The 12,291-nt window shown below is 60.0% G+C and carries 10 protein-coding genes; 8 read left to right on the top strand and 2 right to left on the bottom strand.

All coding sequences use genetic code 11. The annotated features are described in order from the left end of the window. Positions 1-92: 92 nt before the first annotated feature. The gene (locus tag ACA073_RS04065) at positions 93-809 is read right to left on the bottom strand and encodes an SIMPL domain-containing protein (protein WP_157715218.1); all 717 of its coding nucleotides are present in this window, start codon (positions 807-809) and stop codon (positions 93-95) included. Positions 810-1,172: 363 nt separating this feature from the next. Here ACA073_RS04065 and ACA073_RS04070 point away from each other — a divergent pair, with 363 nt between their 5' ends. From ACA073_RS04070 to ACA073_RS04085, 4 genes are all read left to right on the top strand, one after another. Next, positions 1,173-2,435, top strand: a complete 1,263-nt coding sequence (locus ACA073_RS04070; protein ID WP_095129467.1) for an ATP-binding protein — start codon at positions 1,173-1,175, stop codon at positions 2,433-2,435. Then, on the top strand, positions 2,428-2,988 hold the full coding sequence (locus tag ACA073_RS04075; protein ID WP_497401827.1) for a response regulator transcription factor: 561 nt from the start codon (positions 2,428-2,430) through the stop codon (positions 2,986-2,988). Before ACA073_RS04070 ends, ACA073_RS04075 begins: the two co-directional genes overlap by 8 nt. 97 nt (positions 2,989-3,085) lie before the next feature. Further along, positions 3,086-4,813: an ABC transporter ATP-binding protein/permease gene (locus tag ACA073_RS04080; RefSeq protein WP_497401829.1), complete on the top strand. Its 1,728-nt coding sequence runs from the start codon at positions 3,086-3,088 to the stop codon at positions 4,811-4,813. Between the two features lie 190 nt (positions 4,814-5,003). Then, positions 5,004-5,753, top strand: coding sequence for a FadR/GntR family transcriptional regulator (locus ACA073_RS04085; RefSeq protein WP_031318393.1), 750 nt, complete (start codon positions 5,004-5,006; stop codon positions 5,751-5,753). A gap of 136 nt (positions 5,754-5,889) precedes the next feature. Here ACA073_RS04085 and ACA073_RS04090 read toward each other — a convergent pair whose 3' ends face one another. After that, entirely contained in the window at positions 5,890-6,267 is a 378-nt protein-coding gene (locus tag ACA073_RS04090) for a hypothetical protein (protein ID WP_497401831.1), read from the bottom strand. 326 nt (positions 6,268-6,593) lie between these two features. Here ACA073_RS04090 and kdgD point away from each other — a divergent pair, with 326 nt between their 5' ends. The 4 genes from kdgD (at position 6,594) to garD (ending at position 12,110) form a co-directional block, all read left to right on the top strand. Further along, positions 6,594-7,505, top strand: coding sequence for a 5-dehydro-4-deoxyglucarate dehydratase (kdgD, locus tag ACA073_RS04095; protein ID WP_092273349.1), 912 nt, complete (start codon positions 6,594-6,596; stop codon positions 7,503-7,505). Positions 7,506-7,564: 59 nt separating this feature from the next. Beyond that, a complete protein-coding gene (locus ACA073_RS04100) occupies positions 7,565-9,010 on the top strand; it encodes an aldehyde dehydrogenase family protein (RefSeq protein WP_497401833.1) in 1,446 nt (481 codons plus the stop codon). A gap of 167 nt (positions 9,011-9,177) precedes the next feature. Next, positions 9,178-10,545, top strand: coding sequence for an MFS transporter (locus ACA073_RS04105; protein ID WP_497401835.1), 1,368 nt, complete (start codon positions 9,178-9,180; stop codon positions 10,543-10,545). Positions 10,546-10,556: 11 nt separating this feature from the next. Then, positions 10,557-12,110, top strand: coding sequence for a galactarate dehydratase (gene garD / locus ACA073_RS04110; RefSeq protein ID WP_497401837.1), 1,554 nt, complete (start codon positions 10,557-10,559; stop codon positions 12,108-12,110). Positions 12,111-12,291 lie beyond the last annotated feature (181 nt).

Here is a 12,291-nt window from a genome sequence, read left to right on the forward strand (position 1 = left end):
CAAATGAGACTGTCTTGCCTCTGACTTTTGCCAGGCAATAAAAAACGGCGATCACTTCGGTGATCGCCGTTTTTGTGTACAGGGTTATCGAATCAAGGCATCAACACTTCAATCGCCCCATCCGCCGTCATGCTGACCTGGCTGGTGCCGGCCTCGACTTCGGGCGTCACCGGCGCGGCATCCATGCTCGCCGCTTTCATCATCATCGGCCCGCGCATGTACGGTTGTGGGTATCCGTTGCTGTTGAGGTTCAGGTTAACGATTTTGTAACCCTTGCCGCCCAGCGCATCGGTGGCCAGTTGCGCGCGGGCTTTGAAGGCCGTTACAGCATCTTTCAATAATGCGTCTTCGCTGGCCTTGCGGGTTGGCGTGGCGATGGCGAAGTCCATGCCGCCCATTTTCAGGTCGGTGAGCAGTTCGCCGGTCAGCTTCGACAGCGCGGCGAAGTCGGAGCTTTCCAGGCGCAGTTCGGCACGTTCACGCCAGCCGGTGATTTTCTGGCCCTTGGTGTCGTAGATCGGGTAGCTGTTGCGGCTGCCCTGGCGCAGGGTGATGTCTTTGACTTGTTTGGCCTGGGCCAGCGCCTTGTTCATGGTGGTGCTGACGTCCGCGGCGAGTTTGGCCGGGTCGGTGTTTTGTTCTTCGGTGTAGAGGGTCACGATCATCAGGTCGCGGGCTACTTCCTGACTGACTTCGGCGCGCAGGGAAATCTGGTTGTAATGCAGCTCGTCGGCGGCCAGGGCCGGCAGGCTGGCGACGGTGCCAACGCTGAGGGCGAGAAGGGCGGCGCTGCGGCGGAAAGTGTGCATGAAAACTCCTTGGACGATGCGCAGGGGTTGGGTCCGAGCCTGCGTGAAACCATCAGACTCTAGCTTTGATGATCCGGTTCGCACAGTTACAACTTCTATACAGATGGATTGACGGTGGCCCTGTGGCGAGGGGATTTATCCCCGTTGGGTGGCGAAGCCGCCCCAAAATCAGCAACCCAATACTGCCAGATACATTTCAGAGAAAGGTTTACGACGGCTTCGCCGCCGAACGGGGATAAATCCCCTCGCCACAAAAAACTCCAACCCATTCACCACTGTGGTCGTTTGCCGCACTTTCGCCTCTGACGGCGTGGCTTGGTTATACTCCGTGCGATCCGCCTGGAGCGCTCATCAGGAGAGCTCATGCTCGCCCCCGTTCAAATCACTTCTGCAACTCGCCAGAATCTCTGGCGGCTGACGTTTATCCGCACCTTGGTGCTGGCCGCACAGGCCGGTTCCGTGGGCCTGGCTTACTGGCTCGACTTGCTGCCGCTGCCCTGGTTTCAACTGGCTGCGACCCTCGGTTGTTCGATGTTGCTGTGCGCGTTCACGGCGATTCGCCTGCGCACCTCATGGCCCGTCACCGAACTCGAATACGCCGTGCAACTGGCCTGCGACCTGTTTATCCACAGTGCGTTGCTGTATTTCTCCGGCGGCTCGACCAACCCTTTCGTCTCTTATTACCTGGTGCCGCTGACCATCGCCGCCGTGACGCTGCCATGGCGTTATTCGGTGATCCTGTCGGGCATCGCGCTGACGATGTACACCTTGCTGCTGGCGCGTTTCTATCCGCTGCAAACCTTCCCGATTGCCCGGGAAAACCTGCAGGTCTACGGGATGTGGCTGAGTTTCGCCCTGGCCGCGGCGGTGATTACGTTCTTCGCGGCGCGCATGGCCGAAGAGCTGCGCCGTCAGGAAGAGCTGCGCGCCATCCGTCGCGAAGAAGGTCTGCGCGATCAGCAATTGCTGGCCGTCGCGACCCAGGCCGCCGGCGCCGCCCATGAATTGGGCACGCCGCTGGCGACCATGAGCGTGTTGCTCAAGGAAATGCGTCAGGACCATCACGACCCGATGTTGCAGGACGACCTGAGCGTGCTGCAGGATCAGGTCAAACTCTGCAAAGAAACCCTGCAGCAGCTTGTTCGGGCGGCGGAAGCCAATCGCCGTTTAGCGGTCGAGATGCAGGATGTCACCGACTGGCTCGACGAAGCGCTGAACCGCTGGCACCTGATGCGGCCGGAAGCCAGCTACCGCTTCCAGCGTCTGGGCCAGGGCACCGTGCCGCGCATGGCGCCGCCGCCGGACCTGACCCAGGCGCTGCTGAATTTGCTGAACAACGCCGCTGATGCGTGCCCCGAAGGGCTGCAAGTGACGCTGGACTGGAATGCCGAGGATTTGACCATCAGCATTCGCGACCACGGCGCCGGTGTGCCGCTGGCCATTGCCGAACAGATTGGCAAACCGTTTTTTACCACCAAGGGCAAAGGTTTCGGCCTGGGCCTGTTTTTGAGCAAGGCCAGCGTGACACGCGCCGGCGGCTCAGTGAAACTCTACAGTCATGAGGAAGGCGGTACGCTCACCGAGCTGCGCCTGCCCCGTGTCGCACGAGGAGACGAACATGAGTGACGAGATCCAAGTCGAAGGCGAAGAACTGCCGCATTTGCTGCTGGTAGATGACGACGCCACGTTCACCCGCGTGATGGCGCGCGCCATGTCCCGCCGCGGTTTTCGCGTCAGCACCGCCGGTTCCGCCGAAGAAGGCCTGACCATCGCCCAGGCCGACATCCCGGATTACGCCGCGCTGGACCTGAAAATGGACGGCGATTCGGGCCTGGTGTTGTTGCCGAAACTGCTTGAGCTCGACCCGGACATGCGCGTGGTGATCCTCACCGGTTATTCCAGCATTGCCACCGCCGTCGAGGCGATCAAGCGCGGTGCCTGCAACTACCTGTGCAAACCGGCGGATGCCGATGACGTCCTCGCTGCGCTGCTCTCCGAGCACGCCGACCTCGACACCCTGGTGCCGGAAAACCCGATGTCGGTGGACCGCCTGCAGTGGGAACACATCCAGCGCGTGCTGACCGAACACGAAGGCAACATCTCCGCCACTGCCCGTGCCCTGGGCATGCACCGCCGCACGCTGCAGCGCAAACTGCAGAAACGCCCCGTTCGTCGCTGAACCTGCGCTGAACGAATGCCGGCCACGCCTCGCGACAAACCGAACCGATCATCTATGATCGGTTCGTGCCTGTACTTTTCTTTATCGAGCCTTATCCATGAATCAGAACGCTGAATATTCCGCGGTCAACGATGCTGTGCGCGGGCAGTTTTTTCGCAAGGTATGGGCGATGATCACGCCTTATTGGCGCAGCGAGGAGAAGGTCAAGGCCTGGACGCTGCTGATTGCGGTGATTGCGTTATCGTTGATCAGCGTGGGGATCTCGGTGTGGTTCAACACCTGGTACAAGGATTTTTACAACGCTCTGCAGCAAAAGGACGAAGCGGCGTTCTGGCGGCTGATTCTGTATTTCTGCGGGATTGCGGCGGTGGCGATTATCGGTGCCGTGTACCGGCTCTATCTGACCCAGATGCTGACCATTCGTTGGCGTGCCTGGCTCACGGAAAAGCATTTCGCCCGCTGGCTTGGCAACAAGAATTACTACCAGCTGGAGCAGGGCGGTTACACCGATAACCCGGACCAACGGATTTCAGAAGACCTCAACAATTTCACCTCCAATACCCTGGAATTGGGCATTGGTTTACTTCGCAACGTTGTCAGCCTGGTGTCGTTCTCGATCATTTTGTGGGGCGTGTCGGGCAGTCTCGAAGTGTACGGTTTTACCATTCCCGGCTATATGTTCTGGTGTGTGCTGGTCTATGCCGTGATCGGTAGCTGGCTGACGCATCTGATCGGTCGCCGTTTGATCGGCCTGAACAACCAGCAACAACGTTTCGAAGCCGACCTGCGTTTCTCGATGGTGCGGATTCGCGAAAATGCCGAGAGCATTGCGCTGTACAACGGCGAGCCCAATGAAAACCGTCGCTTGAGCAACCGCTTCGGGCTGGTCTGGCACAACTTCTGGGACATCATGAAGGTGTCCAAGCGCCTGACGTTCTTCACAGCAGGTTACACCCAGGCCGCCATCATCTTTCCGTTCATGGTCGCCGCTCCACGTTATTTCGCTGGCAAGATCGAACTCGGTGAGCTGATGCAAATCAGTTCGGCGTTTGGCAATGTGCAGGAGAGCTTCAGCTGGTTTATCAGTGCGTACCAGAACCTCGCGGCGTGGCGCGCCACCTGTGATCGTTTGCTGAGTTTCCGTCAGGCCATGACCGACAACGAAGAGCGTGCGCCAGCCATCGACGTACAGAATCAGGGTAATGCGTTGAAGGTGCACAACCTTGGCCTTGATCTGGCGGACGGTCGGCATTTGCTGACCAATGCCGACATGACCGTGGAGGAGGGCGAGCGCGTGATGCTCAGCGGCCGTTCCGGCAGCGGCAAGTCCACGCTGCTACGGGCGATGGGGCATCTGTGGCCGGCGGGTCATGGCAGCATTCGTCTGCCGGCCGCGCGTTATCTGTTCCTGCCGCAAAAGCCTTACCTGCCGATTGGCACGTTGCGCGACGCGCTGAGTTATCCACAGCCTGGCGAGACCTATTCGCACGAGCGTTACGTTCACGTGCTGGAAACCTGTCGATTGCCGCACCTGGTTTCGCGCCTGGATGAAGCGAATCACTGGCAACGCATGCTCTCGCCGGGTGAACAGCAACGCTTGGCCTTTGCCCGTGCGTTGCTTTATGCGCCGCAATGGCTGTACATGGACGAAGCGACCTCGGCGATGGACGAGGAGGATGAGGCGTCGCTGTATCAGGCGTTGATCGATGAAATACCGGGGTTGAGCATCGTCAGCGTCGGGCATCGCAGCAGCCTGAAGCGCTTCCACCCACGGCATGTGCGCATCGACAACGGGCATTTAGTAGACCAGACCGTAACCGCCTGAACACGCAAATACCCCTGTGGGAGCGGGCTTGCTCGCGAAAGCGGTGTGTCATTCAGCATTGATGTTGGCTGATCCACCGCCTTCGCGAGCAAGCCCGCTCCCACAGGGATAGTGTTCGCTGACGGTGATCGTACAACCGCCTTGCGCTATGATGCGGTTTCAGCCGAATTTTTCGAGACAGACGTTCACCATGGAAAACCCGATCGACGCACCACGCCTCCCTCGCAAGCGCCGCAGCCTCGCACAGGAACTGGTGACGGTGCTGTCCGAGCAGATCCGCGACGGTCATCTCAAGCGCGGCGACAAATTGCCCACCGAGTCGGCGATCATGGATGCCCATGGCGTCAGCCGCACCGTGGTGCGCGAGGCGATTTCCCGTTTGCAGGCGGCCGGCCAAGTGGAAACCCGCCACGGCATCGGCACCTTCGTGCTCGATACCCCGAGCCCGAGCGGTTTCCGTATCGACCCGGCCACCGTGGTGACCTTGCGTGACGTGCTGGCGATTCTGGAATTGCGCATTAGCCTCGAAGTGGAATCCGCCGGCCTCGCCGCACAACGCCGCAGCCCTGAACAGTTGGCGTTGATGCGCGCCGCGCTGGACGCCTTGAACGAAAGCGCGGCCCACGCCAGCGATGCCGTGGCCTCGGACTTCCAGTTCCACCTGCAAATCGCGCTGTCGACCGGCAACCGCTATTTCACCGACATCATGACCCACCTGGGCACCAGCATCATTCCGCGTACGCGCCTCAACTCGGCGCGCCTGGCCCATGATGACCAGCAGCACTACATGAGCCGTCTGAGCCGTGAGCACGAAGAAATCTACGATGCGATTGCCCGGCAGGATTCCGATGCGGCGCGGGCGGCGATGCGTCTACACCTGACTAATAGCCGTGAACGGTTGCGTCATGCCCATGAAGAGGCTGAAGCGCAGCGCGGCTAAGCGCCTCTCATAGATCGTTCCCACGTTCTGCGTAGGAATGCCTCCTGTAACGCTCTGCGTCACGCTTTGGGACGCGGAGCGTCCCGGGCTGCAAACCACACGCGGAGCGTGGGAACGATCAAGTTAGTGACGCTTCTCAGGATTCGATAAGGAACAACAACGGTTCCGAGCAGGGCTCCAGGCTCGACTCATCCGCAAACTTGTAACGCAATTCGGTTGTTCTACCTGCGTACTTTTCCAGGTCCGCTTTCGGGATCTTCAGTTCGATCCCTGTCCGTTTCGCCATGTCTTCAATGGCGTCGTCCCAAAACCCGGTGGGTTCCTCGGCACCGCGCCAGTCAGGCTCTTCCGGGTCTAGCCCAAGAATCGGATACACATCCCAGTTCGGCGGAATATCGTTGGGCTCCGGCACCCGGACGATCAAACAATCCCGGAGGTTAGACAGCGAAATAACCGCCGTCTGGCCGAGGGCGCTGGATGGAAACTGAGGAAGTATCGGTGAGGAAAAATTCATCTGGGTGCGCTCCGTGCGAAGTCCGCCACGATCCATTCGCGGCAATGGCAGAACTCTAGGTGATGAATTCATGGTGTGCCGGTCGCGACTTTTTCCGGGTATTTCCGTCCAGGGCTCAGACCGGGCGAAAGGGCTGCAGTGTGCGGAATTCCTTGATAGGCGGTTCATTTGACTCGAGTCACGCACGACGGTCTTTGATACCCATTTCAGCCACGGCGATGAAATGCAGTTGACGGTTGTTATTTAAGTTGTACGATGACCTACGACTTCGGCGCAGGCTGAACGATTTCCTCACACACAAACGTGCTACCCAGGGTGTTCGAATAATGAATCCACAAGAACTGAAGTCCATCCTCTCTTCCGGTCTGCTGTCTTTCCCGGTTACCGATTTCAATGCTCAGGGCGATTTCCATCGTGCGGGCTACATCAAACGTCTCGAATGGTTGGCCCCATACGGCGCCTCGGCTCTCTTCGCCGCAGGCGGCACCGGTGAGTTTTTCTCTCTGGCGGCCAGCGAATATTCGGAAATCATCAAGACGGCCGTCGATACCTGCGAAACCAGCGTACCGATTCTGGCCGGTGTGGGCGGTTCGACCCGTCAGGCGATCGAGTACGCACAGGAAGCCGAACGTCTGGGCGCCAAAGGTCTGTTGCTGCTGCCGCACTACTTGACCGAAGCCAGCCAGGACGGCGTTGCCGCCCACGTTGAAGCCGTGTGCAAATCGGTGAAGATTGGCGTGGTGGTTTACAACCGTAACGTTTGCCGCCTGACCGCTCCGTTGCTGGAACGTCTGGCCGAGCGCTGCCCGAACCTGATCGGTTACAAGGATGGCCTGGGTGATATCGAACTGATGGTGTCGATCCGCCGCCGCCTCGGCGATCGCTTCAGCTACCTGGGCGGTTTGCCGACCGCCGAAGTCTACGCAGCGGCCTACAAGGCACTGGGCGTGCCGGTTTACTCCTCGGCGGTGTTCAACTTCATCCCGAAAACCGCGATGGATTTCTACCACGCCATCGCCCGCGAAGATCACGCCACTGTCGGCAAGATCATCGACGACTTCTTCCTGCCGTATCTGGACATCCGTAACCGCAAGTCCGGTTACGCAGTGAGCATCGTCAAGGCCGGGGCAAAAATTGCCGGCTATGACGCAGGTCCTGTGCGCGCGCCGCTGACCGACCTGACCGGCGAAGAGTACGAAATGCTCGCCGCGCTGATCGACAAGCAAGGTGCGCAGTAACACACCCGATTAAACAAGGCCGCTGAGCAATCAGCGGCTTTTTGCGTGAGGAGATTGCCGTGGCAAATGCAAAGCGTTTTGATAACTACATCAACGGTGAATGGGTGGCCGGCAGTGATTACTGCGCCAATATCAACCCGTCCGAACTGACCGATACCATCGGTGAATATGCCAAGGCCGATCTGGCCCAGGTCCATGCCGCCATCGACGCCGCGCGCGCTGCGTTTCCGGCCTGGTCGACTTCGGGTATTCAGGCTCGCCACGATTCACTGGATAAAGTCGGCAGCGAAATCCTCGCCCGCCGCGAAGAGCTCGGCACCTTGCTGGCCCGGGAAGAGGGCAAGACCTTGCCTGAAGCCATCGGCGAAGTGACCCGCGCCGGTAACATTTTCAAGTTCTTCGCCGGTGAAACCCTGCGTCTGTCCGGCGACTACCTGCCGTCGGTGCGTCCGGGTGTGAACGTCGAAGTCACTCGAGAAGCGCTGGGTGTGGTCGGTCTGATCACTCCATGGAACTTCCCGATCGCGATCCCGGCGTGGAAAATCGCCCCGGCCCTGGCCTACGGCAACTGCGTCGTGTTGAAACCGGCGGATCTGGTACCGGGTTGCGCCTGGGCGCTGGCGGAAATCATCTCCCGCGCAGGCTTCCCGGCCGGCGTGTTCAACCTGGTGATGGGCAGCGGTCGCGTGGTGGGCGATGCGCTGGTGCAGAGTCCGAAAGTCGATGGCATCAGCTTCACCGGCTCCGTCGGTGTCGGTCGTCAGATCGCCGTCAGCTGCGTTTCGCGCCAGGCCAAGGTTCAGCTGGAAATGGGCGGCAAGAACCCGCAGATCATTCTTGATGACGCCGACCTCAAGCAAGCGGTCGAACTGTCGGTACAGAGCGCGTTCTACTCCACCGGCCAGCGTTGCACCGCCTCCAGCCGTTTCATCGTCACCGCCGGGATTCACGACAAGTTCGTCGACGCCATGGCCGAGCGCATGAAGTCGATCAAGGTCGGCCACGCGCTTAAAACCGGCACCGACATTGGTCCGGTGGTTTCCCAGGCGCAGCTTGAACAGGATATGAAATACATCGACATCGGCCAGTCCGAAGGTGCGCGTCTGGTCAGCGGCGGTGGTCTGGTGACCTGCGACACCGAAGGCTACTACCTCGCGCCGACGCTGTTTGCCGACAGCGAAGCCGCAATGCGCATCAGCCGCGAAGAGATCTTTGGCCCGGTGGCCAACATCGTTCGCGTGGCGGATTACGACGCGGCACTGGCCATGGCCAACGACACCGAATTCGGTCTGTCGGCGGGCATCGCCACCACGTCGCTGAAGTACGCCAACCACTTCAAACGCCACTCCCAGGCCGGGATGGTGATGGTCAACCTGCCGACGGCGGGCGTGGATTACCACGTTCCATTCGGTGGGCGTAAAGGCTCATCCTATGGTTCCCGCGAGCAAGGTCGCTACGCGCAAGAGTTCTACACCGTGGTGAAAACCAGCTACATCGGTTCGTAAACGCAATACCCCTGTAGGAGCGAGCTCGCTCGCGATGGTCTTGAGGACGCGGCGTTCAGCCGGATGCCCCGCGTCATCGTTGACGACCATCGCGAGCAAGCTCGCTCCTACAGGGAACAACTCAAGATTCACCCGCGCATAAAAATAATCAGTGGGAGTACATCTACATGCAAGCGACCAAGCCGACCCACGTCCGCTATTTGATTTTGCTCATGCTGTTTCTGGTGACCACGATCAACTACGCCGACCGGGCCACTATCGCCATTGCGGGCTCCAGCCTGCAAAAAGACCTCGGCATCGACGCGGTTACGCTCGGCTACATCTTCTCTGCATTCGGTTGGGCCTACGTGGCCGGGCAAATTCCCGGTGGCTGGCTGCTGGACCGTTTCGGCTCGAAAAAAATCTACGCGCTGAGCATTTTCACCTGGTCACTGTTCACCGTGCTGCAGGGCTATGTCGGCGAGTTCGGTATGTCCACGGCGGTGGTGGCGCTGTTCATGCTGCGCTTCCTGGTGGGCCTGGCCGAGGCGCCATCCTTCCCCGGTAACGCACGCATTGTGGCGGCCTGGTTCCCGACCGCTGAACGCGGCACCGCTTCGGCGATCTTCAACTCGGCGCAATACTTCGCCACCGTATTGTTCGCGCCGTTGATGGGCTGGATCGTCTACAGCTTCGGCTGGCAGCACGTGTTCATCGTCATGGGCGTGATCGGCATCATCTTCTCGGGCATCTGGCTCAAAGTTATCCACAGTCCGCGCCAGCATCCGATGATCAACGACGCCGAGTTCAAGCACATCGCCGACAACGGCGGCATGGTCGACATGGACCAGGACAAAGGCAAGGGCAAAAAGGTCGACGGGCCGAAGTGGGACTACATCCGCCAGCTGCTGACCAACCGCATGATGCTCGGCGTGTACCTCGGCCAGTACTGCATCAACGGCATCACCTACTTCTTCCTGACCTGGTTCCCGGTGTACCTGGTGCAAGAGCGCGGCATGACCATCCTGAAGGCCGGTTTCATCGCCTCGTTGCCGGCGATCTGCGGCTTCATCGGTGGTGTGCTCGGCGGGGTGATTTCCGATTATCTGCTGCGCAAGGGCCATTCCCTGACCTTCGCCCGCAAGGCGCCAATCATCGCCGGACTGTTGGTTTCCAGCAGCATCGTGGCTTGCAACTATGTCGATGTTGAATGGATGGTCGTCGGCTTCATGGCGTTGGCTTTCTTCGGCAAAGGCGTGGGTGCGCTGGGTTGGGCGGTGGTGTCCGATACGTCGCCGAAACAGATCGCCGGTCTCAGCGGTGGCTTGTTCAACACCTTTGGCAACATCGCTTCGATCACCACTCCAATCGTGATTGGCTACATCATCAGCTCCACCGGTTCGTTCAAGTGGGCGCTGGTGTTTGTCGGCTGCAACGCACTGGTTGCAGTGTTCAGCTACCTGGTGATCGTGGGCCCGATCAAGCGTGTGGTGCTCAAGGAGCCGCCGGTCAGCGGCCCTGAAACGAACAACACATTGTCTCAAGCGCATTCCTGAGGAGCGGCGTCATGCAGTTGATTGAACATTCCGACTCGCCGCGCTACATCCGCCTCCACGAGCGGGACAACGTCGTCATCGTGGTCAATGATCAGGGCGTGCCGGCCGGCACCGAATTTCCGGACGGCCTGGTCACCGTGGATTTCGTGCCGCAGAGCCACAAGGTCACTCTCGAGGATATTCCCGAGGGCGGCCAGGTGATTCGTTACGGCCAGGTCATTGGCTACGCGTTGCAGCCGATTCCGCGCGGCAGCTGGGTCAAGGAAGATCAACTGCGCATGCCCACCGCGCCACCGCTGGACAGCTTGCCGCTGTCCACCGAAGTGCCAGCCGCGCAGGCACCGCTGGAAGGTTTCACATTCGAGGGTTATCGCAACGCCGACGGCACCGTCGGCACGCGCAACATTCTCGGGATTACCACCACGGTTCAGTGCGTCACCGGCGTTCTGGATCATGCGGTCAAGCGCATCAAGGATGAGTTGCTGCCGCTTTATCCGAACGTCGATGACGTGGTCGCGCTGACCCACAGTTACGGCTGCGGCGTGGCGATTACCGCCACCGACGCGTACATCCCGATCCGTACCGTGCGCAACCTGGCGCGCAACCCGAATTTGGGTGGCGAGGCATTGGTGATCAGTTTGGGCTGCGAGAAATTGCAGGCCGGGCAGGTGATGCACGAGAACGACAGCTCGGTGGATTTGCGTGATCCGTGGCTGTATCGCTTGCAGGATTCGAGTCACGGTTTCACCGAGATGATCGAGCAGATCATGGCGCTGGCCGAAACCCGTTTGAAGAAGCTCGATCAACGTCGCCGGGAAACCGTGCCGGCGTCCGAGCTGATCCTCGGCATGCAGTGCGGCGGCAGTGATGCGTTCTCCGGGATCACGGCAAACCCGGCGCTGGGTTACGCCTCGGACCTGTTGCTACGTGCGGGCGCGACGGTGATGTTTTCCGAAGTCACCGAAGTGCGTGACGCGATTTACCTGCTGACGTCCCGCGCGGAAACCGAGGAAGTCGCTCAGGAGCTGGTGCGGGAAATGGACTGGTACGACCGTTACCTGGCAAAGGGCGAAGCGGACCGCAGCGCCAACACCACGCCGGGCAACAAGAAGGGCGGGTTGTCGAACATTGTCGAGAAGTCGTTGGGCTCGATCGTCAAATCCGGCAGCAGCGCGATCAACGGAGTGCTGGGCCCCGGCGAACGCTTCAAGCGCAAAGGACTGATTTTCTGCGCGACCCCGGCCAGTGATTTTGTCTGCGGGACGTTGCAACTGGCGGCGGGGATGAACCTGCATGTGTTCACCACCGGGCGCGGTACGCCGTATGGTTTGGCGATGGCGCCGGTGGTGAAGGTGTCGACCCGGACTGAACTGGCGCAGCGCTGGCCGGACCTGATCGACATCGATGCCGGGCGGATTGCGACCGGGCGGGCGTCGATCGAGGATCTTGGGTGGGAGTTGTTTCACTACTACCTGGATGTGGCCAGCGGCAAGAAGCAGACGTGGGCCGAGAGGCACAAGCTGCATAACGACATTACCCTGTTTAACCCTGCGCCGATCACCTAAGACCGAGTCGCCTGCATCGCGAGCAAGCCCGCTCCCACAGTGATCTTCGGTGTTCACATAATTTGTGCAACAAAGTAGATCCCCTGTGGGAGCGGGCTTGCTCGCGAAGGCGATCTGCCAGACGCCGAAGTCTTCAGTGGCTTATCATTAGCCCCCTAACGACGCCCACCCAAGGTAACTC

The sequence above is a fragment of the Pseudomonas sp. LBUM1670 genome, assembly GCF_059695695.1.